Source organism: Pseudomonas sp. T1.Ur (genome assembly GCF_023516725.1).
GTDB classification, from domain to species: Bacteria; Pseudomonadota; Gammaproteobacteria; order Pseudomonadales; family Pseudomonadaceae; genus Aquipseudomonas; species Aquipseudomonas alvandae.
In genome coordinates, this window is the sequence record NZ_JAMGSN010000001.1 from 2746535 (window position 1) to 2772681 (window position 26147).

A 26147-nucleotide genomic window follows, 5' to 3' on the forward strand; every position below is an offset into this window, starting at 1 on the left:
CAGATTCCGCAGCAAATGTTCGGGGCCCGGTGTGTATTCACCGAGCCCCGAACGTGTTTTCAGGCGACCAGATCGTTGGCGTTGAAGGTATTGACGCCGACCAACTGGATTTCGAAGTCCGCGCCCAGGTCATCGTTGACGTTGCCGTAGAGCACATGATCAACGAAGCGCAACTGCCCCGCGCCAGTGAAATCCCCTGCATCAACGAAGCTGAACTTGTTGAACAGCGGCGTCAGGGCATTGGCATCCAGTTTCGACAGATCGATCTTGTCGCCTTGCAAGCGGCTGAAATCGAGGATGACGTCGCCCGCCCCGTCCTTGTCCAACTCACTCAATGAACTGAAAACGAAACGATCTGCTCCGACGCCGCCCGTCAGGATGTCAGTCCCCGCCCCGCCCACCAGGGTGTCGTTGCCGGCGCCGCCGTCGAGACGGTCGCTGCCCGCGCCACCGTTGAGCACGTTGGCGGCGGCGTTGCCGATCAGCACGTTGTCCAGCGCGTTGCCGCTGCCGTTGATCGCGGCAACGCCGGTCAACGTAAGGTTTTCCAGGTTGCTGCCCAGGGTCCAGCTCACCGAGGAACGCACGCTGTCGATTTCGGAAGCCGAGGTGCTGGTTTCGCTGATCACATCCTTGAGGTTGTCGACCACGTAGGTGTCGTTGCCAGTGCCACCGATGAGGGTGTCGATGCCGGCGCCGCCGTCGAGGGTATCCGCACCGTCCATGCCGTTGAGCACGTTCGCTGCGGCGTTGCCGATCAGGCTGTTATTTGACGCGTTGCCGGTGAGGTTGAGCGCGGCGACGCCAAGCAACACTGCATTCTCGACATTGGCGGACAAGGTATGGCTGACCGCTGTCCGGACCAGGTCGATGCCTTCATCCGCAAGCTCTACAACGCTGTCTCCTGCGTTGTCGAGGGTATACGTGTCGTTACCGGCGCCACCGACCAAAGTGTCGCGCCCGGCGAGGCCATCGAGCAGGTTATTGCCAGCGTTGCCGGTCAGCACGTTGTTCAAGGCGTTGCCGGTGCCGTTGAGGTTGGCGCTGCCGGTGAGCGTGAGGTTTTCCAGGTTGGCGCCCAGCACCCAGTTGACCGAGGCACGTACGCTGTCGATCTCGCCAGCCAAGGTGCTGGTTTCGCTGACGACGTCCTTGAGGTTGTCGACCACGTAGGTGTCGTTGCCCGTGCCGCCGACCAGCGTGTCGATGCCGAGGCCACCGTCGAGGACGTTGGCGCCAGCGTTGCCGGTGATGCGGTTGTTCAGCGCGTTACCGGTAGCGTTGATGCTGCCGGCGCCGCCCAATGTCAGGTTTTCCAGATTGGCGCCCAGGGCGTAGCTGATGGACGAAATGACACTGTCAATCTCAGTCAGCGCCGCGCCGCGCTCGATCACCGTGTCGCCGAGGTTGTCGACGTAATAAGTGTCGTTGCCGGCGCCGCCGTCCAGGGTATCCGCGCCGCCCAGGCCGTTGAGCACGTTGGCGGCGGCGTTGCCGATCAGCACGTTGTCCAGCGCGTTGCCGCTGCCGTTGATCGCGGCAATACCGGTCAACGTAAGGTTTTCCAGGTTGCTGCCCAGAGTCCAGCTCACCGAGGAACGCACGCTGTCGATTTCGCTGGCCGAGGTGCTGGTTTCGCTGATCACATCCTTGAGGTTGTCGACCACGTAGGTGTCGTTGCCGGTGCCACCGATGAGGGTGTCGATGCCGGCGCCGCCGTCGAGGGTATCCGCACCGTCCATGCCGTTGAGCACGTTCGCTGCGGCGTTGCCGATCAGGCTGTTATTTGACGCGTTGCCGGTGAGATTGAGCGCGGCGACGCCAAGCAACACTGCATTCTCGACATTGGCGGACAAGGTATGGCTGACCGCTGTCCGGACCAGGTCGATGCCTTCATCCGCAAGCTCTACAACGCTGTCTCCTGCGTTGTCGAGGGTATACGTGTCGTTACCGGCGCCACCGACCAAAGTGTCGCGCCCGGCGAGGCCATCGAGCAGGTTATTGCCAGCGTTGCCGGTCAGCACGTTGTTCAAGGCGTTGCCGGTGCCGTTGAGGTTGGCGCTGCCGGTGAGCGTGAGGTTTTCCAGGTTGGCGCCCAGCACCCAGTTGACCGAGGCACGTACGCTGTCGACTTCAGCGGCCAAGGTGCTGGTTTCGCTGACGACGTCCTTGAGGTTGTCGACCACGTAGGTGTCGTTGCCCGTGCCGCCGACCAGCGTGTCAATGCCGAGGCCGCCGTCGAGGACGTTGGCGCCAGCGTTGCCGGTGATGCGGTTGTTCAGCGCGTTACCGGTAGCGTTGATGCTGCCGGCGCCGCCCAATGTCAGGTTTTCCAGATTGGCGCCCAGGGCGTAGCTGATGGACGAAACAACGCTGTCAATCTCAGTCAGCGCCGCGCCGCGCTCGATCACCGTGTCGCCGAGGTTGTCGACGTAATAAGTGTCGTTGCCGGCGCCGCCGTCCAGGGTATCCGCGCCGCCCAGGCCGTTAAGCACGTTGGCGGCGGCGTTGCCGATCAGCACGTTGTCCAGCGAGTTGCCGCTGCCGTTGATCGCGGCAACGCCGGTCAACGTGAGGTTTTCCAGGTTGCTGCCCAGGGTCCAGCTCACCGAGGAACGCACGCTGTCGATTTCGGAGGCCGAGGTGCTGGTTTCGCTGATCACATCCTTGAGGTTGTCGACCACGTAGGTGTCGTTGCCCGTGCCACCAATGAGGGTGTCGATGCCGGCGCCGCCGTCGAGGGTATCCGCACCGTCCATGCCGTTGAGCACGTTCGCTGCGGCGTTGCCGATCAGGCTGTTATTTGATGCGTTGCCGGTGAGGTTGAGCGCGGCGACGCCGAGCAACACTGCATTCTCGACGTTGGCGGACAAGGTATGGCTGACCGCTGTCCGGACCAGGTCGATGCCTTCATCCGCAAGCTCTACGACACTGTCACCCGCGTTGTCGAGGGTATACGTGTCGTTACCCGCGCCACCGACCAAGGTATCGCGCCCGGCGAGGCCATCCAGCAAGTTATTGCCAGCGTTGCCAGTCAGCACGTTGTTCAAGGCGTTGCCAGTGCCGTTGAGGTTGGCGCTGCCGGTGAGCGTGAGGTTTTCCAGGTTGGTGCCCAGGCTCCAGGTCAAGGAGGCGCGCACGGTATCGATCTCGCTGGCGAGGGCGCTGGTTTCGCTGATCACATCCTTGAGGTTGTCGACCACATAGGTGTCGTTACCGGTGCCGCCGACCAGCGTGTCAATGCCAGCGCCGCCGTCCAGGACGTTGGCGCCAAGCGTTCCGGTGATGCGGTTGTTCAGTGCGTTGCCGGTGCCGTTGATGTTGCCGAAGCCAGTCAGGATCAACGTCTCGATATTGGCACTCAGGACGTAACTGCTGGAAGCCTGGACAGTGTCGACTCCGCTATTCAGCGCACTGGTTTCTTGGATGACGTCATTGATATTGTCGACGACATAAGTGTCGTTGCCTGACCCACCGATCATGACGTCTGCGCCAGCGCGACCATTCAGTACGTTGTCCAACGCGTTGCCGATAAGCGTATCGTCGTTGGCCGAGCCAATCGCGTTTTCGATCTTGGTACCGTAGGCAATCGCCAGCCCTTCGTTGAAGTCAGTCTGGGTAGTGAGATTCTGGAACGTCGCGCCGATCTTGCTGAACTGGCCTTCATTGAGGTTGATACGCACAGCTTGCGCCTGGTTGCTCGCATCGATGGTGTCAACACCACCGGCGTCCCAGATCGTCTCGAAAACCGATTGATCGGCCGCCCAGCTATAGCTGGTGTTGCCGACCTGCCACTGCTTGTTCGCGCCATACAGGCTTTGGATGGCAGCGATGTCCAGCAACATCGGTGTGGTGGGCTCATACGAATAATTGTTGTTGTAGCTCATGATCGTGTAACGAACGTCATCGAACTGAGCGGACAACACCGTTTTGTTGGTATCGCTTGGCGAAAATGGATGCTTGAGGCCCAGCGCATGGCCGATCTCATGCATGAACGTCATGTAGTCGTACGTGCCCTTGACGGGAGCCGGGTCGTTGGTGACCGGACCGATCCACACATCGCCACCGCTTGGGGCGTTGGCAGGATAGTAACCCCAGGCGGCGAAGCTATCGGGCATGTCCCCGTAGCCGCCAAATCGCAAGTCCCCGACGTTGGAGATTGTGTCGTTGACCTTGGTGAACTTGATATTAGAGACGGCGCTCCAGCTGCCGAGCGCGCTGGTAATGCTGCTTTGCTGGGCAGAAGTGAGGGTGTAACTGGCCAGATATTCGTCGTAGTCGCTGTAATCCCTGGCGAAATATGAATTCATCGTTAAGAAGCTGTACGTCAACGACGTGCCCGTCGTGGCACTTCCGGTCCAGTAAGTGCCAACCAACAAGCTATTGACCTGCACGTTAGTGGTCAATTTTGCAGACGAAACGGAGGAGTAACCAAGGGGACTGGGCATACAAGCTTCCTATGGGCAATCTGCGGCCCTTCCCGGGGCGGCCGCTACAAGTCGTTAATATTGCCTGAAAAATGGCGCCAATAATATTACTTGGCCATCATTTTTTCTACCGCACATCCGATGAAACGGGAGTAGCCAGCCAGTCGTTGGCCTTGCGTATATCGCCGTCCCCCAACCTGCCGCTCCAGCGATGCAGGACAAGCAGGCTGGTCACGAAGCGGTACTGCGATTGATAGAAATCACGTCGCGCACGAAACTCTTCCTTGATGCTGTCCAGGACGTCGACGGCATTCTTGACGCCATAGGAAAAGGCCTTCTCCGTGGCGAGTCGCGACTTCTCGGCCGATTCGAGCGCGCGATGCGTCGCCTTGATACGGCTCAGCTCGGCGGTCATGCCCAGATAGGCCGTGCGAGTCTCCTTGATGACTTGGCGCCGCAACGCCTCAAGTTCTTGTTGCGCGGCCTCCTTGTCGCTTTCGGAACTGGACACCCGGGCGCGCGTGGAACCGCCACTGTAGAGCGGCATCTGCAAGTCCAGGGAGGCGACGAGATTATCCGAGCGAGGCGCCAGCGCACCTTCGTAGCCGATGTCGCTGCGTTGCGCCATCAGGTTCAGGCCCAGCTTGGGCAGATGGCCGGCCTTGGCTTCTCCGATGGCGGCTTCGGCGGCGCGAATGCTGTGTTCGCGAGCATGCAACGCCGGGTTGCTGTCCAGCGCCGTCTGCACCCAGTAATCCTGCGCTTGTGCCGGCAGACTGAACGCCGGACTCTCGGCGATGCGCTTGAACGGCTCCCGAACCTCGCGCCCCACCAGTTCGGAAATGGCTTCACGGCTGACCTCGACCTTGTTGACGGCTTCAATCTCGTCAGCCTTGAGCGCATCCACGCGCGCCTCCAGGTCCAGCGTGTCGGTCACCATTGCCATCTGCCGCGCATACAGGGCGTTGACGCGCTTGAGATTGCGCTCGGTCGCGCCCAGCTCGCTGCGCACCAGAGCCAATTCGTCCTCGGCGGCAAGCACGGCGAAATAGCGCTCGGACAGGTCAATGCTGGCCTGCACCCGCGTGTCGTCGGACTCATACTCGCTCTGGCGCGCCAGTTCCACGTATCGCTGATAACTGCGCCAGACCTGCGGGTCGTAGATGACCTGGTTGAGCATCACCGCCATGCGCTTGCCGTTGTACTGGATACGGCTCAGCTCGTCGTCGCGCCGGCTGCGGTTGACGCTGCCGCTGGCATTGAGCTGCGGCAACAATTGACCGAAGGCCGCACGCTCGTTGCCTTCACCACTGCGAGTCAGGGCCTGCGCCCGCAGGACACGCGGATCGGCGCCCTGCGCCTCCTGATGCAACTGCCAGAGATCGACATAGGCAGACGCCTGCCCATTGTCCGCCAGGGCGCCAAACGACAGGACGGCCAGCCCCAGTGCGACCAGAGATTTCATATCAATCCTCGATCAACGAACGGGCAAACGCATTGCTGGCAGGCTGCATCAGGTATTCCAACAACGTTCGCGAACCCGTATTGATCAACACCTCGACGGGCATCCCGGGCACCAGGGTAAGACCGCCCAATGCTTGCCTTCCCTTGTCGGTCAAGGCCACGCGTGCCAGGTAATACGGGGTTGCGGTGTCCTTGTTGACCAGCCGATCGGCAGACACCTGTACCAATTGGCCCTCGATGACCGGCGTGGTACTGCTTTTGAACGCACTGAAGCGGATGCCAGCCAGCTTGCCCGGCGCGATGCGGTCAATGTCCATCGGTGAAACCTGGGCCTCGACGATCAGCTCCTCGTTGGCCGGGACAATGTCGAGCAGCGCAGTCCCTGGGCTGACCACCGCGCCCAGGGTATGTACGGTCAAGCCCATGACCTTTCCGGATTCGGGCGCGACGATATCAGTGCGCTGGTCGCGATCCTGCAGGGTGGCCAACCGTTCGCGGAGCTCGTAGACCTTGCTCCGGGCATCGCCCAGCAAGCCCGCGACTTCACTGGCAAAGGTCTTTTTCAGCTGGAGGATCTTCAACTGCGCTTCGTCAGCCTGGACCCTGGCCCGCGCGCTGGCAGACTGGCTTTCCGCTATTTCGGCCTGCAGCCGGGCCAGGCTGCGCTCCTGCTCGCGCAAACGCTGCTTGTCCACGTAGCCTTCGGACAACAACGCGCGTAAATCGACAATCTCTTCTTGATAGGAAGCCGCGAGCGTTTGCTTGCTGGCGACGACCGCTCTGTAGCCACGAATCTGTTCCTCGATTTGCCCGATGGACTTCTCCTGCAAGGCGATTTCCCCGAGCAAGGAGGTCCGCCGGGTCTGGAGAATCCGCGCTTCGCTGTCGCGCGCCTCGCGTACGCGAGCATCAGCGAGGTCCAGGGCGGGGACGGCCAGCGGCTCGGGCAAGCCGTCGCGCTCGGCCACCAGTCGGGCTTCGAGTTCGAGCGCTGCGATCAACTGGCTGCGCATCGCTTCCATTTCGGAGCGCGCCTGGGTGTTGTCGAGCACCAGCAGCACATCACCGGCCTTCACCAGGTCGCCGTCATGCACGCGCAGCTCCCGCACGATGCCGCCTTCCAGGTGCTGCACGGTCTTGCGATAGCTCTTGACGGTGACCACGCCCGGCGCCAGTGCCGCGCTGTCAAGCGGCGCCAGGGTGGCCCAGCCGCCAAACAGGCCGAATGTCACCAGCAGCATGAGATAGCCGATGCGCCGTATCGGTTTGTCGTCAATGGAAAACCCGGTGACAGGGGCCGATGATGGCTTGATTTGTTGCATCGAATGGCTCATCCGCTTCCTACGATTCAATGGCGGCGGCCGGGTGCGCCGCGGGCGTGGCAGCCTGCAGTCGCGCCAGGACCTTGTCGCGCGGCCCGAACAGGCTCAGTTCGCCCTGATTGAGGACCAGCAGCTTGTCGACCTGCGCCAGCACCCCGGATCGATGAGTGATGACAAACACCGTGGCGCGGCTCTGCCTGAGTTTTTGCAGTGCCTCGGCGAGCATCTTCTCGCCCGCATCGTCCAGGTTGGAGTTCGGCTCATCGAGCAATACGAGCCGCGGTTCGCCGTACAGCGCACGAGCCAGGCCGATGCGTTGGCGCTGGCCGCCGGACAGTCCACCGCCATTGGCCCCGATCAACGTGTCGTAGCCATCAGGCAATTGCAGAACCAGCTCATGTACCCCGGCCATGCGCGCGGCAGCCACCACGGCGGGTGCGTCCACCGGACCGAAGCGTGAAATGTTCTGGCTGATGGTGCCTTCGAACAACTCGATGTCCTGCGGCAGGTAACCGACGTAGGGGCCAAGCTCGTCCCGCCGCCATTGGCTGATGTCCGCACCGTCCAGGCGTACGGTACCCGCCAGGCTTGGCCAGATGCCGAGCAATGCCCTGGCCAGCGTCGACTTGCCCGCGCCGCTGGGACCAATGATGCCCACCACCGAACCCGCCGGCACCTCGAATGTCAGGCCACGGATAATCGGTTTGCGCTGGTTGGGCGAGCCAACGCTAAGGCCTTCCACTCGGATCGCGCCCTCGGGCGCCGGCAAGGACATGCGCTCAGGTTCGGCGGCGATCGTTGCCAGCAATTGGTGCAGCCTCGCATATTGCGATCGTGCGCCCAGGAAGCCTTTCCAGACGCCGATCAATTGATCGATGGGCGCCAAGGCTCGCCCCAGCAGAATGGAGCCGGCGATCATCAGCCCAGACGAAATCTCGTGATTGATCGTCAGGTACGCACCCAAGCCCAGCACCAGCGACTGGACGACCTGGCGGAACGTCTTGGAGACGGTCGCGACGGTCGTGGCGCGGTCACTGGCGAGGCTCTGCAGGGAAAGAATGGTGTGGGTCTGCTCGCTCCAGCGCTGACGCAAGCTGGCAAGCATGCCCATGGATTCCACCACCTCGGCGTTGCGCAAGCTCTTGTTGGTGAACGCGGTAGCCGCCATCTGCTCGCGGTTGGCCGCATGCAGCGGTGCCTGGGTGAGTTTTTCATTGACGTAGGCCAGCGTACCCAACAGCACCGCGCTCAACAGCCCCATCCAGCCGTACCAGGGATGGAACATGAACATGACGGCCAGGTAGATCGGAATCCAGGGCGTGTCGAAAAACGCAAAGAGGCCGTTGCCGGTCAGGAACTGGCGCAACGCGTTCAAATCGCTCAGGGGCTGGGCCGTGGCGTTCATGCCGCAGCTTGTCAGCGCCTGCTTGAAACTCGCGTCGAACAGGCGCTGGCCCAGCAACGTATCCAGGCGCGTGCTGATCCGCACCATGATCCGCGACCGAACCCACTCCAGTCCGCCCATCGTGGTCAACAGGAGCAACATGATCAGCGTCAACATCAACAAGGTCGACAGGCTGGCGCTGGCGACCGCCCGGTCATAGACCTGCAGCATGTAGAACGAGGGAACCAGCATCAGCAGGTTGACGAAAAAACTGAAGAAGGCAACGGAAAGAAAGCTGCTTTTGCACGCGGCAAGGGCATCCTCCAACTCGGTCCTGGAGTGGGCTGGCATGGTTCATTCCCTGAGGTCCGATTAGGGTCAAACCTGGAAAAAATCAAAAGGGCACAGGCGCGCAAACGCCTGGAATATCTTTTCTTGGACACTACTGCAGTGCCCATACAATCGGATCTACCGCGCTGTATCGGCACATCCTTGCGGTTCTTAAGGAGGAATTTCAAAGGAGCCTCTCTGGCCTGCGATTTGCTGGAGGCTCACAAGCGCCTGCTTGCGGCACCAGGCTGATGTCGACACGTCGATTGGCGATTCGCCCGGCCTCGGTATCGTTTCCTGCGATGGGTTGATGGGCGGCAAAGCCCTGCACGGCAAAACAATCGGCGGGAATGCTGCCCACGCTCTGCATCCAGTCGCGTACCGCGGACGCCCGGGCATGGGAGAGCCGGAGATTCTGCTCCGATGAACCTGTGGCATCGGTATGCCCGGCAATGATGATCAACCAGCCTGGCTGGGCCTTGATGTCGACCAGGGCCTTGACCAGGACAGAGGTCGAGCTGGGCTTGAGCTCCGCGCTGCCGGCGTCGAACAGCGACAGGCTGTCCAGGCGCACCGGATCGGGCCAGGCGACGTCCGTCTGCGCGCCCTTCCACCCCCCGGCAACCCCAGCGGCGACGGCAAGCAGAAGCGCCGCTGTGCACAGCCACGGCAATAACCGTCGTTTGCCGCTTATCGCATCGGGCGGCGGCACGAGCACGATCGGCATCATCAGCGCCGGTTCCGCCACCCTGAGGGGGAGCAATGCCGTTTCGGTGCCGAAGTCGCTCCGTTCCAAGCGCTGGATGAGGTGCCTGACCTGCAGCCGCAGGGCCTGCAGCGTGGCCAACGGTACGGGTGCCTGGCAGGGCAACCGTTCACTGAGGTCGGTAAGCGCATTATCCAACTCAAGCAATGCCCGCAGGTTGTGGGTCGCCAGCGCCCAGCTGCGCAGCAGCGTTTGCAGTTGGGCAAACAACCACCCGAGCATCTCCAGGCGAACGGGGACCGACGCCGGCCAAAGACTGGACCACTGGCCACAGAGCGTCTTGAGCAATCTCATGCCTTCGACCATGCCATCCAAACCGTGACGCTGCCCCCGCGCCAGCGCATAAAAGCTCACGGTCTGCAGCTCTGCCCCGTTCAATTGCAGGAGCACGAGGCACAACTGCTCCACTTTCTGCCAATCCACGTCGGGACAGGCGCTATGGCCCAGCTTCGCCATTTCACCGCGCAGGGCGACGAACTCAGCATAACCGCGCGGATCGCCGCCGAGTCGAACATGCACTTCGAACAACGCGCTCATCGCCCGCCCCTTGGGTGATCCATTCCAGGCGTCGAAAAGTAGTTCTGCCGCGTCAGGTGACGCACAAGGACTTTGCCCTCCGGCCCCACGGTGGTCCCGAAACTCACCCGCCGCCCGCCTTTCAACTGCACGTTCAGCGCACATTCCAAATGCCCCGGCAGCACCTGGGGCAACAGTTCGATGGCGAGCTCCGCCAACCGTGGTTCGTATTTGAGCAAGGTATCGGTCAGGGTCCTCATCAGGGTATGGGCCGTTGCCGGCAATCCCTGTAGAACCGTGCCCATATCCGGCAGTCCGTAGTCCGGCAAGTGACTGAGTGTGCCCGCCCGGCAATTGAGGATGCGTTGGAGGTTGTCCAGGACCGACAGCGTGTGCTGGTCCTGCTCGCTGACGCGATACACATCCAGTTCTCCGTCGAAGTTCTGCAGCAACATTTCGTAGAGCGAGGGGTTGGGCTCGGTCATGGCTTATTCCTTCGCCAAGGGACGCAAGGTCAGTTGGTTGCCTCCCATCTCGATGAGCCGTGCCCGATCCGGGTCCAAGTCATCGCGTGTCAACAGCAGGCGCCAGGTGTCGGGTTGCGCATCGGGATTGCGGAACAAGCCCACCAGCGCGACTACCCGCGCCTGCGGATTCATCGGCACGCTCAACTGCGCCCCTGCTCCGGGTTTCACCACCACGGCTCGCTTGTCCAGCAACGCGCCGTCGAGCAGCCCCTCGTCACCCCTCACCAGCCCCTCGTAAGTCGCCCGGTCCAGCGCGTTGCCATCGCGCAATTGGTACACGCGGACCAGGGTTGGCAACGACAGCGCATTCATGTCCGCAACGTCGGTGTTGAGCGCCGGGCGCGCGTTGAAGTCCAGATGCAGGGTCTTCACTTGCTTATGGAAAATCGTCTCGGCGGCGGATGCAGTGCCTTGCGTGACGGTCTGGGTCAATCCACACCCGCCCAGTGCGGTGGCGATCACTGCCAGTATCGATAGATTAAAAAGGGTACGAGACATGCTGTGTTTCCCTGTTCCGAGAATGGATCGAGAGGCCTTGATAACGGCCCAGATTGATCGTGAGGGTTTCGTGTTCTTTCGCCCGCCAGGTGTCTGCCCCCAAGCCCAGCACACCGGTCATGCCCAATCGAATCTGGGGATTGCCCAGGACCGGGGCCGGCAGGCTGCTCAGCGCGACCGTCAATTGCAGCGTCGCGCTGCAACGCCATCCCAGGTACACCCGCAGCAGTACCAGCAGGTCGCTGTGCAGCGTTCCGCCAGGCAACCAGCCGTTGGCCTCCTTCGCGTCATCGGTGCAAAGCATCAGGTGCAACTGGCTGTTGACGTCCCGCCCGACACTGCCCAGCGGCGTGCCTTCGGACAGTGTCACCAGACGGGACGGGCAAAGGCTGGCCGGATGCGCCAAAGTAATTTTCTGCGGCCAGTGCGGGCTGACTCGCGCCTGGGTCTTGCTCGCCAGCAGCTTGACCAACGCCTCGATGCCTTCGGCGTTGCGGGTCGGCAGGCGCATGACGCTGAGCAACGCAAGGAAACGCGAAATCGGCGTCGCGACCCGTCGCGTGCTTCCGGGAATGCCTAGCCCGATCAGGCCCAGCAGGCATTGCGACGTCGCATCGGTGCCGCCTGCTGCGAAAGTGGCCGGGTAGGAATACTTGCGCCAGATCCGGTAGAACTGGGTAAAGATCCGGTGATTGAAAATGTCGAGGAATGCTTCCAGCGCCTCATGCCCTTCCCGACGTTGGGCGATGTCATCGAGGAACGCCGTCGGCATTGGCGAGTCGACACCGTACAACCCCAGCACACGAGTGCGTACCGTCGCCGGACGCCCCGGATTCTCCGGATCGAGTTCGATCGCTTTCAGCTCTCCGGCCGGGAACCCCATGCCGGGATCGGGCCGAAAACGCACCGGGTCGTCCGTCGGACGCGCGGAGCTGCCCAGCAGGGGATTTCCGGGCAGCGCTTGTTCCAGCAACTGGCAGAAACGGTACAGGCTGGCCTCGGCCACCCGCTCCTGCACGGTGCTCAGCAAACCGCCGGTGTTCAACCGGGAATACGCTGGCTGTGATTCTCGCTCCATCGCAGGCACGCTCCAGTAGGTTGAAGGACCAGCGTGAGCTGGGTGTACAAATGGACGTCCGCGTAGAGCGCAAAGAAGCGGTTGAGCATTTCGCCGAACAGACTGATATCGCCCTCCCCCGCGAATCCGTTGGCGTCCAAGGTGATTTCGATATCCACCCCACGCAGCAGGAAGCCCTTTTCGAAGCGCTGGACCAAGTGGTGACTCACCTCGACGATCGCCGCCAGCCGACGCCGGTTCAGCTCGCTGCCCGTCCAGTCGTACAACGCCAACGTCCCGCGCAAGACCTCGGCACTGTCGAGCATCGGCAGGAAATTCGAGCCCAGGTGGCTGAGGATGCGCCAATGAAAGCGGTCGCGATTTGGCGGATAGCAGGGCAAGGTCGGGGCACACAGGTTGCGCACCCGCAGGCCGAACTGGGTGAGCTGCACCGCCGTATCGAGCACCGTGCTCTGCAACGCTTTGCGCGGCAGTTGGCCGTGGGTGCCGGTCAGGCGCAGCGACAGGCGTTTATCGGGCCGCAGCAGCCGATCCTCGTCGAAGCCGTCGCCACCGAGGATCAACCAGGTGTCGTGCAAGCCATTGGCGGCGCGCTTCAAGCGAGTATGGAAATAGCGTTCCGGCGCTTCGTCACGCAGCATACCGCCCTTGTGGCGAAAGCTGCTGAACGGCACGTAGTCCAGGCGCTGTTCCTCCTTTGAGGCGGTGACCTCGTCCACCGAATAGATTTCCAGATGGCCGTCCTGCAAGCGCATCGGACGCAGCAGGTAATCGGTTTGCAAGGGGTCCAGCTCCAGCGGATCGGCCTCCAGCACAAACAGATTGATCACCGGCACCGCGTGCAGGCGGATGTGTTCGGCGCTCAGGTCAAAGGCGTGGGGCCAGGGTTCACGCAGTACCACTTCGAGGTCGAACCAGGGCGCATTGGGTTCAATCACCAGTTGATCCAAGCCGCAGAGGGTGACGAACATGAATTTTTCCCGGAACGTGAAATATTCCAGCAGCAACTGATAACCACTGAAGGCGCTGTCGCCCTTGGGCCACAGCCGATCCTCGTCGGCAAAGCCCTTGGCCGCGAAGTAACCATCCATAGGCGTGCGGCCGGGCTGCCCCGCGACGCGCACGTACATCGCCTGCCGGTTCAAGGTCAGGGCTTGGTGCAGCGCGCTGGCCAGCGGTGCATCGGCATTCAAGTACAACGGCAGGCGACGCAGGTCGATCTCCGTCCAAGGGACGGATTTGCTGCGGGCAAAGCGCAAGCGCAGCAGCGAGCGACCATCCGGTTCGTGGTCACGCGCCACCGACGCCAACGCCAGCGGCTGCAACGTCACGTCTTGCGTGGTGGTATAGCGGCAGCAGGTGCGCTGCGGCCCGATGGGTTGCGAGAGGATCTCGAACCCCCGGCCGATCCGTTCGCTGCGTTTTATCTGGGCGAGATCGGGCACCAGCTCGATGATCGATAGCGACGGAATGGTCCGCAAATAATGTGGCCACAACAGGCTCACCAAGCCTTCGGTCAGCTCCGGCAGGTCATCATCGAGTTTTTCCCGCAAACGCCCCATCAAGAACGCAAAGCCCTCGAACAGCCGCTCCACATAAGGGTCCTGAGCCCCCGGCTTGTCCAGGTTGAGAAGCGCCGCACGGTCCGGGAACGCCTCGGCGAATTCCTTGCCGGCCTCGCGCAGGTAGCGCATTTCGGCGTCGAAATAGCGCAGTGTCAGATTGTCCATGTCCATAAAGAATCCTGATTAATGATCGTCAGCCGCACAGCACGGCGGCACGTACCGGATCGATGGCTACGAGCGCCGCCAGCAAGGTTTCCATGCGTCGAGCCAGGGCAGGTTTGTCGGTGTCGTTGCGTTGGGCTTTGAGGCGCAGCAACTTGAGCAGGCGAGCCTTGACCTCGAAATACAGCTCGGGCTCCCACACGCGCAGGTCGTGGTGTTGGACGGCGGCGTCCAGCTCCCCCAGCAAGTGGATCGCCAGATCCGTCTTGCCGAATTGTTCGGCGACCCGCGCCATCAGCAGACGCAACAGCCAACGTTGCCGCCCACCATGAATGTCCGGGCGCGCCGCCAACCAGGCCAATGCGGGCTCGACCCCTTCCCTGTCGGCTTGCGCCAAGGCTTCGCCCTCCCACGACAAAATGTCGGCATCGCCGGTGCCATGCGTCGACGATGGAGCCGGCAGCCATTGCCCAGGGGCATTGCTGCTGACGTGCTGGACGATCCATTCACGGGTGGTCTCATCGGCGAAGGGCGTGCCATCGCTCCAGCGCAGCAGCTCGATCCCCGGCAAGCGCTCGAGGAACATGCCCAAGTCACGCTGAACGACGTCCGCCCAGCCATCCTGTGGCGCGGGTTGTTTACTCAAGGCCTGGTACGCGTACCACTGCAAGTCCAACCAGAAATGGTTCACGCCCTCGGCATAGATCCGCTCCACCTGATCGAGCATCTGCCGCCAAGCCTGCTGCAGGTACAAGCGCTTGAGCTGTGCCCGATAATCCGCCCTCGGCGGCGTCAACCGGGTATTGCCGTCGGCGTCCTCGGGCGGCGCCTGATGCACCGTGTCCCAGCGCAGGCTTTTCATCAGTCGATGGCCTGCCAGCCAGCCGTGGGGTTGATCGCGCAAATAACCGGCCAAGGCCCGGCCGTGGTCCAACAGATCCCGACCGGACTTGATCGCGGGAACGGTCGGCGCGCCTGCCTGGGCATTCGATTCCTGGCTGGCCGCATTCTGCGGAACCACCGCCTCCACGCCGCCGGATTGAGCCAGGCGGGCAGACAGCGCGGCATGCAGCGCGCCAAGGCAAGGACGTTGATCTTCCGGCCAAGCCTCCAGCCCCTGCTCAAGCCAGGCCAACGCGGCGGCCGTGCGCTCGGCCTCGGCCTTGACCACCTCCGGGTACAGCGACAGGGTGTCCAGCACCTTGGCGCCGGCCAGCCATTGCAGCGCCACCTTGCGACTGGTGGCGCGCGCCGGCAGTACGCGGTCGGCGAACCGCTCCACCAAAGCCGCCAGCAGGCACAGGCCGTCGGCCAGCCCCGCCTCACCGTCCCGATGCAAGCGCGCCCACACGTAATAGGTGACCACGCGCAGATCCTTGCAGGTCCGGGTCAGCAGCTTCTCAGCCAACTGGGCTACTCGCTCGGCATCGGCACCGGACAACTTGTCGACCTCTTCGCGCATGCGCTGGAAGTCATCGTCATAGCCAGGGTCGTCACCGACGGGTGACGCCTCGCTGATCGGTTGCAACCAGGGCTGCCAACGTGCGGCCTGTTCACGGGCAACGGCCACCGCGTCGCGCTTTCCAAGGCAACGGGTGATCAAGCTTTGCAGGCTCATGGCTTGGAGCTCTCGGACACGGGTTTCCGGAACGGGTATCCATGCTGCCGCACGATGCCGTCTGGCAACGGCTTGCCGAATACACCGTAGCGGGCCGGCCAATCCTTCACAGGTAACTTGAACGTTCCAAACACCATATCGATCAGCGGCAGGTGAATCGCGTAGTTTTTATAGATGTAGTCCGCATGACGGGCGTGGTGCCAGTGATGATATCGGGGAAGTACAAGAATGAATTCCAGCCAGCCCGCGTTGACTCGCATATTCGCGTGGGCCAGTACGGCTTGAATGCCAACCAGGACCACATAGGCATTCAATGCAGGCGCAGCGAAACCCAGCAACATCAACGGCACCAGTACACCTGTGCGCGTTAGTAAAATTTCAACGAAGTGGACCCGCGAACCGGCCAGCCAATCCATCGCGGTACTTGAATGATGGACAGCATGGACTCGCCATAACCAAGGCACCACGTGGTAGAGGCGATGCAGCCAGTACTGCCCCAGATCAGCCACCAATACCGCGAGAAAAAACTGCACGACCATAGGCAGGCTCTGGACGCTCTCCTGAAGGTTCGGGGAAACCGCCCATCCCGCCATGAAGTTTGAGGAAGCCGTGATGAAAATCAGGATGAATTGCACCAGCATATGGCTGACGAAAAAATAGCCCAGGTCCGTGCGCCAATGGGGACGCAGGATGTTCTGCTCCGGATCCTTGGCATACAATTTTTCCAGCGGGATAAATACCGCCGCAGATATCAGGAGCGCCAGTACGAACCAATCCAGCCCCAAGGAGTAAGGTGTCTTACCGATGGCATCGACCTGTATGTCAGTCCCACCGAGGACCATGGCCAGACCGGAAGCGACAATAGCCGTAACACCCAAGCGCTTATGGCCGTTGAGCATTATATTCAACGTGCCCAAGCTGAACGACAGGATCAACCCGAGCAGCAACAGCGACCGGGCGAATTGCTCGTCGTAAACCTCGCGCAATTCACTGGTCGTCAGCCACTCCGGCAGCAGGAAGCAAAACACTGCGAGCAAGCTCAACAATCCCAAGGCGGCACCGATGTAGCCACTGATGCGCCCTTCGCCAAATATGAAAGGAGCGTGCCCATGTTTCTGTAAATAAGTTTTGATCTTGTGCATTACCTATCCTTTTTGTTTGAAGCCGAGCGGTATTTCTCCTGTCGCTTCAGCGCGACGGAGAGCCAGGCGCCAATGGATCCCTCCAACGATCAATCCAAGCAGACTCATTTTCCTCTCGCGCGCCTACCCGTCCGCCGCCTCGCGTCCCTCCAGGAATATCCGCCCCGGCAACTTGAACCCCCGCAACTTCAGCAGCGTCATCGGCCCGGCATCGAGTTCGGTGCGCAGGTGCCAGGTCAGGCCCAGGCCATCGGGAGCCTTGAGCACCATGCGGTAGCGGCTGTCGCCATCGTCCAGCGGCGTGAACTTGGCCTGTTCCAGCAAGCGGATCAGCCCCCAGGTGCCGGCGTAGTCGGCGAACAACCGCTCGCCGGTGTGGACGCTGGTCCACGTCAGGCTGACCCCGGGATAGTCGCTGCGCCCCGGCCAGCCGAAGCGCTGCCAGCGTTCCTTCTGGTTGAAGTACGCGTGTTTTTCGCCGTTGAGGATGAAGGTGGTCTGCACCACATCGCGCACGCCTTTGCCGCTCAGCTCGAAACTCAGGCCCAGGCCGCCGTCGGTGAAGAGCACGTCGGCCAGGTCGCCGAGTTGGTTGATTGCCGTCAGGAACTGCGGATTGACCCGCAAGCCACGGCCATGACGCGGATCGGCCACCCAGCGGTTGCCTTCCTTGCGCAGCACACCGCTCAACTGGCTGTGCAGGAAGCGCTCGATGCGCCCCGTGTCGGCGCGGATCATCTGCCCCAGCATCGGCAGCGAAGCATCGCTGGCCGTCGCGGCGAACGGATAGCGCCCGGCGAACGCCGCGTTCCAGTGCTCGACGATCGAGCGCTGCCACTGGCTGTTGAGGCCCGCCGTCGACGGTTGCAGCACCCGCTGCCAGGCCTGTTCCAGCGGCTGCACGAACAGCGTCTCGCCAACGCCGGCCCATTGCGCGCCAAGGCTGGCAGCCATCAATCGGCCGTAGGACTGAGTGTCGGTCAGGTCGATGCCGCGGCCCTGGAACACCGTCTGCGCCAGCGCCTGGGTCATTTCCATGGGGTCGGTGGCGGTGCTGATCTGTTGCAGCTTCAGGCGCACGCGGGTCACTTGGGTGAGGTAGGCCTGCAGGCTCAAATGGTCGCTGGCGTTCCGGTCTTCGGCGCCCTTGCCCAGCAGCGTCAACAACGGTCCGAAGGTGGCGTCCAGCGGTCCACCGGGCAGATCCACGAATTGATCGATCACCGGCGCCTTGTCCGGCCCGATCAGCTTGTGCGCGGACTTCATCAGCGAATCACTCAAGGCCTGACCGCGGGTGCCGGCCTGCCCCTGGTAAGCCAGCGTATTGATCAACGCGATCAGCGGCGACTGACGCACGTCGCTCATCAGCGTCAGTTGCTCGATCACCCCGTCCAGGTTTTTCGGTTGGCGGGCGCGCAGGCTGTTGAGAAACCCGAGCCAGGCGCTGGCGTAATCCTGGAAATAGCGTTCGGTCAGGCGCGCCTTCAGCTCGTCCGGCGTCAACCGGGGATCGACCTCGCCGGGTCTGTCGCTGAGCACCCAATCGATTTCCTCACGCCGCGCCTGGGCGATGTCATCGATGGCCTGGCGCACCTGGCCCTCCCAGGCCTGGCGCGTGAACACCCCCGGCACGCTGGCCTTGCTGGAAAACAGCCCGGCGGCCTCGGTGTCGCCGACCATCTGCGCCAGGCCCAGGGCCGGGTAATGCTGGCCCACGTCGTCCAGGACCTGTTGATACAGGCTGGCTTCGGCGTTGCGCTGGCCCAACTGATCGAGCAAGGCCTGGCGCACCTGCGCCACCAACCGAGGATCGGCCTCGATGCGCCAGTCGGGGTGCGCGGCCAACTGCTCGGCGTAGAACTGCCAGAAGCCGGGCGCCAGCGTTCGCCAGAGCGCGGGGGCAACCTCTTCCCGGGTGGGTTCGGCATGGGCGAGCGTCTTGACCAGGAGGTCCGCCTCGGCTTTTTCCGGCCGCGCCATCATCAGGTACGCCTTGAGCTGATCATAGGCAACCGCCGAGCGCTCGACGCGCTCGGCACTGCCCGGCGCCAACTTGACCAACGCCTCCAGTTGCTCGCGCAACCGCGCCGCCGCCGGGTCGCGCACCAGGCGATTATTGGCCTCGACATAACGCGGCCAGAGCCTTTCAAGCAGGACGGGATTGCGGTTCAAGCCAAAGCGCTGATGCCATGGCGCACCGGCCACGGCACGGTGATCCAGGCGCGCCAGCACGTGAACCAGCTCGTTGAAGGCGAGCAATTGCTCATCGGCCCGCGACGACGCGTCCAGCCCCGCCAACACCGCTTGCACCTGAACGATCTGCGCCCGATTGCCGACAAAGGACAGCGCCATTCCCACGCCCCACACCACGGCCAACCCCAGGCACAACGCATAAACGACCCGCGGCGCCCCCCAGCCCAGCCGCGCGCCAACCGCCTTGTCGTGCTGCACGCCCTGCCACACCGGATCCGGCCACCAGAAATGCTCGCCGTCAGCGCTCCGGATCTCGCGCAGCGGCTGGCTGAACCACAGCCCACGCAGCCTCACTCCCGGATTGAACCCACTCAACGACGGCGCCAGCGCCTGACGCCAACGGGCGATGCCATCGGCGTGCAAATCCCGGGACAAGCGCAGCAGGAAATCGTGGTGCAGCTGCTTCTTGAGCTTCATCTGCACGATGCCCTGGTGACGCAAAGGCTCGATCAACTCCTCCAGGCATTCTTCCAGCATCGCTGGGGTGACCTTCGCCGGCAGCAGACACCCCACCGGCTGACGCTCGCGCCCCTCCTGCGACCACGTCGCCTCGCACACCTGCCACAGGTGCAACGGCACCTGCCGCCGCATCCGACGGGCCAGCCCCTGCAAATGGCGCATGCCCTTGGCCAGCGGCACTGCATCGGCGATCTGTTCTGGGGTCAGTGCCCAGACCACGCCGTCCAAGGGGCGCCAACGGCGTAAGCCAAGCCAATGATCCAGCAATGGATTTTCCAGGTTCTCTTGGAGGCTGCCGCCCCACAACAGCACAGTGCGCTGGCCTTCGAGCCATTTCTTCTTCGCCAGCTGCGGGGCGATGGCGGTGATCTCGGTGGGTTCGCCGACGATGAGGAGAAATCGGACTTTGTGGCGCCAGAGGGGGCCGTATTGGTAGTGGAGGGTTTCGCGCAGCTCCAAGTGTTCAGAACCTGATCGGCGTGGCAGCACCAAACTCGCATCCGCGTCAGGGCGTGCTTTTCCCGCCAGTTCGTGCTCACGGTGGAACTGCCGCTTGAGATAGATCAACAAAAGAGGTGCCTGATACCCCATTACGGCCATGGTCATGATTAACAACAAAGCCAACAGCTTCTGGACATCTTCCACCAAGCCCACCCGATCGCCGTACGACCAGATAGCCCATCCCAAGAGTGCCGTCAGGGTGACGAGCCATACCGCCGCACCCGTGCGGAGCCATAAGTTAGTGAAGGTTCTCATGCGATCTCTCCGGTCGTCACGCTGCTGATCCAATGCCCTGATTCATCTTCGGCCAAGAGCAACAAAGGGCATTGTTGATGCCTAGACATCTCCACGCCCAGCGCTGCCGTCAGCCAATGACTGAACGGTCCTGTCACCCCACACAGGCGCTCCTGAACCCACTGCTGCTCTACTTCGAGCGAAGCGTCCAGAGCACCGCCGGCGGCGAAGGCTTGGCCCATCAATGGTTGCCAGTCGGCGCTATCGGCCAACAAGCCGGTCGCTTGGCGAGCGTTGGTTTGGGTTTGTAGGAATATCGGTAATTCGTGGGACAAGCGCTTGATATCCAGCGGCATGGGGCGCAACAAACCACCGATTACCGGCAGCTCCCACGCGAGCGCCGACTTATCCGGGCACAACAGCAAGGCAGCCAAGCCGTCCGAGTACGCCGACTCGCCTTGTAGTTGCAGCACCAGGATCAACTCAACGGCGGTACTGCCTGTCCTCAGCGTCTCGTCGATCCACCGGTATGACAATTCAGCTGATACGGTGACCGACTCTGGCGGCGGCAACCCCATGTCGGTGGCCCAGATTTGATGCCACGTATCGCGCAACACGGCGTATTCCTCGGGCTCGACATCGCTTAGCAGAGTGACCCGCAGCGGTTGTCTTGCCGGCAAAACGCGTACGACCGGCGCCAGGGCCGACAACAGCAATGACAGTCCGGCGGGCGCGCGTTTTGGCTGCTGCGGGAGCTCGGTAACGCGCCGAGCCTGTCCCGTTCGAGGCGGCAGGTTGATTCCGTCTTGAACGACCACGCTGGCGGAGACGCGATCTGGCAACAGCACACAGCTGGCCTGCACCGCCAGATAGCGATGCGCCCAGTCCTGCCAAGCGTGTTGAGCATCTTGCGCCTCCGCTTGCAGGAACTGGTGATAACTCAGCGCGCCACCATAGGCATAGGCGCGAGCGCTGAACGCCAATGCCCAAGCCAGCAACGGCGAACCGGAAAATGCCCAGATATTCAGTTCCTGTAATACCGGCATGTGTCCGGCGGTATGCAACAAGAACAACAAAACAGACGCCAGCACTGCCGCGCCTGCCGCCAATACCCAGCGACCCAGCACGATAGGCGCCGGGGCCTCCACCACTTCGGGTGCCTGACGATCCCAACTCATGGCTCAGCCCACCGCGCAATCGGAAGCGCTGGAAATCAACTGGCAACCACACTCGCTGCGGCAACCGTTGACCACCATTTCGCGACCATTCTCGGACCATCCCTCGCAGCCTTCGACGATGGGATTGACCCCATGCCCCGGTATCGGACAGCGGACCTTATCGCCGACCAGCGCTACAGGTCTGCCTCTGATAATCATCGTGGAAGAGGCCGAGATGACTTCTCCGTTGTGAGTGGTTTTATCACCCAGCAAAACAAATCCCTGTGACATGTTCAGAACTCCTGTTCTTGAGGTTGGTTAATGACTGTTAGGTTTGCTTCAAGCAGAACGGGAACAAGTGGCTTCATTCTTTGTTCTCCGCAGCCAGGCGGATGGCTTGGAGCTTCTGGAACTTCGAGTCCAGACGACCATCGGCCCAAACGCTCCCGTCGGGGAACGCGAATGCAATGTAGTTGCCCTCTTTTTTCTCCTTGGGCTCAATCGAATGCAGCATGAAGTCGTTGTGCAGGATGGGTTCGAAGTATATTTTCTGAGCTTGCAGTGCCTGATATTTAAGATATAAACGCCCTTCACCTAATAGGCTGATGTGTTTTTTATATCCCCCCAAAAATGCCTCGCTCACCCATGGGTAATAATCTTTTTGTATCGTTAAGTCTCCATCTACTTTGAAGTCAGCTCCTCCTCGTGGAGAGTTGTTGTGATCGAAGATCACCACAACTCCACCGCCTCCTCCAGGAATTACGTTTTCACCAAAGCGAGCGGGATCGGCATAAGCAACACCGAAGGTGACATTGGCCAGGTGCCATTGGCATGCACCGCCCCCATCCTTGGGTAGCTCGACTTGATAAATATCACTCTGCCCCTGGCGTTCGAACTCTTTATAAACGGAGTTATGGCCATCCCGTTCGGTACGTTGGCCGCTAGCGCCATAGCTGATGCGCTTACAAGTGGCCGAGCGATACATCACCCACATGGTTTCGGTTTTCAGCTCCTTGGGCAATTTTACCGTCACCGTCACTTTTTCGCTGTCCGCCAGCGGCGCCAGGCTGTAGTCCTTGGCGCAGCCATTGAGGCTCGCGAACGAAGTGATAAATATAACCGGGAGAATGGATTTCATTTATTGTTCTCCGCAGCCAGGCGAATGGCTTGGAGTTTTGTGAAATCAGGCTTGGCACTTCCATCAGCCACTGTACTGCCATCAGGATAAGTAAAGGTGGTGTGATTACCTTTCCTCTTAATGTTGGGCCCGGCTGAATAGACTACATAACTGGAGTGCAGGATGGGCTCAAAGTGCACTGCCTGTGCTTGTACCGCTCGATAGCTTAGATAGATATTTCCTTCGCCAGCTAAGCTAACGGTTTTCTTATATGGTCCTAAAAATTCTTCATCAATCCATGGGTAGTAGTCTTTTTTAATAATCAAATCTCCTTCGACGTTGAAGTCAGCCCCACCGCGTGGCGAGTTGTTGCGGTCAAAAATCACTACAACACCCCCTCCGGCACGATAAGTTACGTTTTCGCCAAAGGGAGTCGGCGTGGCATAAGCGACGCCGAAGGTCACATTGCTCAAGCGCCATTGGCACGCGCCGCCACCGTCCATAGGCAGCTCGGCTCGATAGAGGTCACCCTGTCCTTGACGCACAGGCCATATATCAGTTCGCTGATACTCGTCACGTTGATAAGGCTTACCCATTGCCGTGTGGTCGGTGAAGGTACAGATGGTGGAGCGGTAAACGACCTGCATGACTTCATTTGTCAGCTCCTTGGGCAGTTTTACCGTCACCGTCACTTTTTCGCTGTCCGCAGGTGGCGCCAGGCTGTAGTCCTTGGCGCAACCGCTTAGACTGAAGAGCATTGCCACTATGGCGATGGGTATTTTCTTGATCATGATCCACTCCTTGGTCGTGTCGACGGACTCAGCTCCAGGTTTTCGTAAAGTAGGTATTCGGGTTGGCCACGGTATCGAAGCGTTGTAGCGACTCGATACCGCCCTCGACCTGCCGTGTGGTACCCAAAGCCTGGGGCAGCAAACCCTGCAAACCCAGGAAGACCCGGTTACGGTCCCGCTCGTGTTCATGGATGTGGCTGAAATGCTCGTGCATCTGCTGCTCAAAGCGTTGTCGCTCAAGCTGCTCCTTCATCAAGGGCTCCCGCTCGGGGTTGATCGACTCCAGCAGATGGTTGTGCAGGTAGGGTTGATATTCGGACATGAAATGGTTGCCGAGGCCACTCAGTCGGCCCTTCTTGGGGTTGCCCTGGGGTGGGAAATATCGGGCCCGATCACCCGGTCGCAGCGTGCCGATCAGGCCTTCTTGCGCTTGCTTGGCCTGTTGGTCCTCCTCAGGACTCAGGCTGGGTACGAGGTAGAACTTGGCCTTTTCATGCAGGGGACGAGCGATGGTGGTGTAGTAAGGCGCGCCGAGCCCATCCTTGTTGCGATAGGCCGGGTATTGCGAGCCACGTTCCTGCACGTGTTGCTCGGCCCTGAAGAACATGGCGATTTCGCCGTGGTGACAAAAAGGATCGCCATGCTTGAACACCGTGCTGGCCGTTAGCTGGAGTAATGACCAGGTAAATCCCAGGGTGGTGCCCAACGGGCCGTACAAGTCGTACAGGTAATTATCCAGCGCCGCTTCGGGCGGTGCGCTGGGAATGGTGTCGGTGTCGTTGACGTGCCGGAAGTGGTGCAACTCGCCTAGGCCCTGCACAGCCTTGAGGGTGAAGGTGCGCGGCATGCCGTAGGTGTATAGCAATGGGTTGCGCGTTTGCAGTGAGGCGGCGTGAATCAGCCCTAAGGCACCACCAAGACTATGGCCGCAAATAAACAATTCTTTATCACGAGCTTCAACATAAATCGTCTCGCCTAAATCCTTGGCATAAATCCTTCTTGCAACCTCATAAGCATCCCGAAAGCCCAAATGCACGCTGCCTTCCTGCGTCAGGTCCGCACAGGGCACCTTGGGTTCGCAGTTGGCAACAATTTCTGGCTGGACCGGTCGAAAGGTCACGTCTGTCGCCAGGTCGGTAAAGGGGTAGGCCATCTCTGTGCCGCGCCAGGCCACCAGCACCTGGGTTGCATTGATGGCGTAGAACAGTTGCGTATCTCCTTCCGGGGGAAGCGCCTGACGGGTGTCCAACGGTTTGGCTATCGTATAGCGCTCATCAAAAGGCACATCACTGACCAGACAAGGCCAATTCTGACCCCCGTCCCATATCCTCGGCGTACGTGACAGGTCCAGGCATTGCTGGTCGAAAAATTCCTTGACGGAACCCCGGTCCTGCTCCGGCCATGTGCTGTACGACAAGATGCTCATCAGCCCCAGGTTGTAGGCGTTGGCAAGGCTGTAATGGGGCTGGTGATGCAGCACCAGCGACCAGGCCCGGAGCGGACAAACCTCCAGCACATGGCGGCGGTCCAGTTGTTCATCGTCGACCGTAAAACCACTGAACGTCCGGTCCGGGAAATGAAAGGCTGGCGGTTGACTGGCGTCGGTCAATGGCGGGGACAGATTGGGCAACTGATCGCACAACTGGCCGATACGCAGGTAGTGGTAGCCATGCCCGGCTTCAATGGCCTGTCGTTCGATTGGAGAAAAACCCGAACGCTGCGGGCTGTACAGCGGAGTACGGTCGCCAATTACAGGCCTGGGCGGCTCAGGCCGTTCGGCGCGCAAACGACGGGTTTGCAATTGCCCGGCCAGTGAGTTGGCCTCCAGCAGCAAGGTGATGGCCAATGGGTGCAAACCCTCGATACGGATCACCCCATCGGCACCGCTGACGCCGGCGTATTCGGGCACATAGGCCGTGCGCGTGGCCTCGTTCTGCGCGCGGAATGGCATGTTCGCCAAGGGTTCACCTTGTTCGTCCAGTAGTTGGAATTCGATCCAGTGCTGTTTCTGTTTGCCCACGGTAATGACTTTGAATGGATTAAGCGTATCCGTACGGTGCCGGGTGTCATTCATATCGATCGATCCTTAATAATTAATGTGTCCTTACGTAGCGAATGGGTCTCCGCCCAACGCAGATAAAACCATGCCGCCATTCGCAAACAAGCCAGCCAAAGCAGTTCATTTGCTCACAGAAATAAAGTCATCCCTGTAAAAATGAACGGAGCCAATTTTCCATACCTCCAGCGAGCGCTGGATACTGATAAATCTTATTGAAGGCCACTGAATCATCGACACTCCGCAAATTGGCAAAGGCTATTTATCATTAGCGCCCTGACTAGCGTGGCGGGGTGGAACCAGCTCGCCATACTCAATGGTTCGATCGTACTGAAGATATTTCAGGGTTCCATCCGCGGCCCTACCGATGGAAAAAATAACTGCATACGTATCTCTTGGACGGTAAGCGTCACTCAACCGAAAGATATAGACCCTATTGATATCAAGTTTCAAAGGTCGAGCTTTTACTTTTAGATCGTCATTCTCATAGCCATCTGGAACCGTACCAAAAACAACGCAGTCGCCGGGATGCAGTACTGTCGGCTGAGCACCCTCTCTTAGTGCGATCCCCCAGGATGCGGGGTTTCTGACGCCCCCCTCGGATAGGGATACCCATCCCAACCTGAATACTGGACTTTCCTTGTTTGGCAAACAGATGGCCGGCTTGTTGTCAATCGTAGCAATATCGGCATTAGCCTTGCGCCCAAATGATGTCGCGTTAGCCGAAGCACCAAGCGCCAGAGAAACACCAAACAGATAAAATACTGCGTACTTCATATG

18 protein-coding genes are annotated in these 26147 nt (G+C 60.8%); all 18 read right to left on the bottom strand.

Going from position 1 to position 26147, the window contains the following annotated elements; genetic code table 11:
- Window positions 1-59: 59 nt before the first annotated feature.
- The 18 genes from M8Q45_RS12260 to M8Q45_RS12345 all read right to left on the bottom strand — a co-directional run bounded on the left by M8Q45_RS12260 (window position 60) and on the right by M8Q45_RS12345 (window position 26144).
- Entirely contained in the window at window positions 60-4310 is a 4251-nt protein-coding gene (locus M8Q45_RS12260) for a M10 family metallopeptidase C-terminal domain-containing protein (protein WP_283939036.1), read from the bottom strand.
- 244 nt (window positions 4311-4554) lie between these two features.
- Window positions 4555-5892 (bottom strand): TolC family protein, encoded by a 1338-nt coding sequence (locus M8Q45_RS12265; protein ID WP_249874970.1) that lies wholly within the window; start codon window positions 5890-5892, stop codon window positions 4555-4557.
- 1 nt (window position 5893) lies between these two features.
- Window positions 5894-7213: an HlyD family type I secretion periplasmic adaptor subunit gene (locus tag M8Q45_RS12270; RefSeq protein WP_249874971.1), complete on the bottom strand. Its 1320-nt coding sequence runs from the start codon at window positions 7211-7213 to the stop codon at window positions 5894-5896.
- Window positions 7214-7232: 19 nt separating this feature from the next.
- Window positions 7233-8948: a type I secretion system permease/ATPase gene (locus M8Q45_RS12275; protein ID WP_249874972.1), complete on the bottom strand. Its 1716-nt coding sequence runs from the start codon at window positions 8946-8948 to the stop codon at window positions 7233-7235.
- Between the two features lie 163 nt (window positions 8949-9111).
- Window positions 9112-10230 (bottom strand): OmpA family protein, encoded by a 1119-nt coding sequence (locus M8Q45_RS12280; RefSeq protein ID WP_249874973.1) that lies wholly within the window; start codon window positions 10228-10230, stop codon window positions 9112-9114.
- On the bottom strand, window positions 10227-10694 hold the full coding sequence (tssE, locus tag M8Q45_RS12285; RefSeq protein WP_249874974.1) for a type VI secretion system baseplate subunit TssE: 468 nt from the start codon (window positions 10692-10694) through the stop codon (window positions 10227-10229). Before tssE ends, M8Q45_RS12280 begins: the two co-directional genes overlap by 4 nt.
- Window positions 10695-10697: 3 nt before the next feature.
- Window positions 10698-11234: a type VI secretion system lipoprotein TssJ gene (gene tssJ, locus M8Q45_RS12290; RefSeq protein ID WP_249874975.1), complete on the bottom strand. Its 537-nt coding sequence runs from the start codon at window positions 11232-11234 to the stop codon at window positions 10698-10700.
- Complete coding sequence (tssG, locus tag M8Q45_RS12295; RefSeq protein WP_249874976.1) at window positions 11215-12312, bottom strand: type VI secretion system baseplate subunit TssG; 1098 nt, start codon at window positions 12310-12312, stop codon at window positions 11215-11217. Before tssG ends, tssJ begins: the two co-directional genes overlap by 20 nt.
- Window positions 12276-14048: a type VI secretion system baseplate subunit TssF gene (gene tssF, locus M8Q45_RS12300; RefSeq protein WP_249874977.1), complete on the bottom strand. Its 1773-nt coding sequence runs from the start codon at window positions 14046-14048 to the stop codon at window positions 12276-12278. The genes tssG and tssF overlap by 37 nt, the downstream gene beginning before the upstream one ends.
- Before the next feature lie 22 nt (window positions 14049-14070).
- A complete protein-coding gene (gene tssA, locus M8Q45_RS12305) occupies window positions 14071-15657 on the bottom strand; it encodes a type VI secretion system protein TssA (RefSeq protein WP_249874978.1) in 1587 nt (528 codons plus the stop codon).
- Window positions 15654-16799: a sterol desaturase family protein gene (locus tag M8Q45_RS12310; RefSeq protein ID WP_249874979.1), complete on the bottom strand. Its 1146-nt coding sequence runs from the start codon at window positions 16797-16799 to the stop codon at window positions 15654-15656. Before M8Q45_RS12310 ends, tssA begins: the two co-directional genes overlap by 4 nt.
- A 123-nt stretch (window positions 16800-16922) precedes the next feature.
- Window positions 16923-20267: an ImcF-related family protein gene (locus M8Q45_RS12315; protein ID WP_249874980.1), complete on the bottom strand. Its 3345-nt coding sequence runs from the start codon at window positions 20265-20267 to the stop codon at window positions 16923-16925.
- Entirely contained in the window at window positions 20264-21424 is a 1161-nt protein-coding gene (locus tag M8Q45_RS12320; protein WP_249874981.1) for a KPHS_23130 family T6SS system protein, read from the bottom strand. The genes M8Q45_RS12315 and M8Q45_RS12320 overlap by 4 nt, the downstream gene beginning before the upstream one ends.
- Before the next feature lie 3 nt (window positions 21425-21427).
- Complete coding sequence (locus M8Q45_RS12325) at window positions 21428-21694, bottom strand: PAAR domain-containing protein (RefSeq protein ID WP_249874982.1); 267 nt, start codon at window positions 21692-21694, stop codon at window positions 21428-21430.
- Window positions 21695-21767: 73 nt separating this feature from the next.
- Window positions 21768-22541, bottom strand: coding sequence for a hypothetical protein (locus M8Q45_RS12330; RefSeq protein WP_249874983.1), 774 nt, complete (start codon window positions 22539-22541; stop codon window positions 21768-21770).
- Window positions 22538-23311 carry a hypothetical protein gene (locus M8Q45_RS12335; protein ID WP_249874984.1) on the bottom strand — a complete coding sequence of 258 codons (774 nt, stop codon included), beginning with the start codon at window positions 23309-23311 and terminating at the stop codon, window positions 22538-22540. Before M8Q45_RS12335 ends, M8Q45_RS12330 begins: the two co-directional genes overlap by 4 nt.
- A gap of 28 nt (window positions 23312-23339) precedes the next feature.
- Window positions 23340-25385 carry a lipase family protein gene (locus M8Q45_RS12340; RefSeq protein ID WP_249874985.1) on the bottom strand — a complete coding sequence of 682 codons (2046 nt, stop codon included), beginning with the start codon at window positions 25383-25385 and terminating at the stop codon, window positions 23340-23342.
- Window positions 25386-25625: 240 nt separating this feature from the next.
- Window positions 25626-26144 (bottom strand): hypothetical protein, encoded by a 519-nt coding sequence (locus tag M8Q45_RS12345; protein ID WP_249874986.1) that lies wholly within the window; start codon window positions 26142-26144, stop codon window positions 25626-25628.
- Window positions 26145-26147 lie beyond the last annotated feature (3 nt).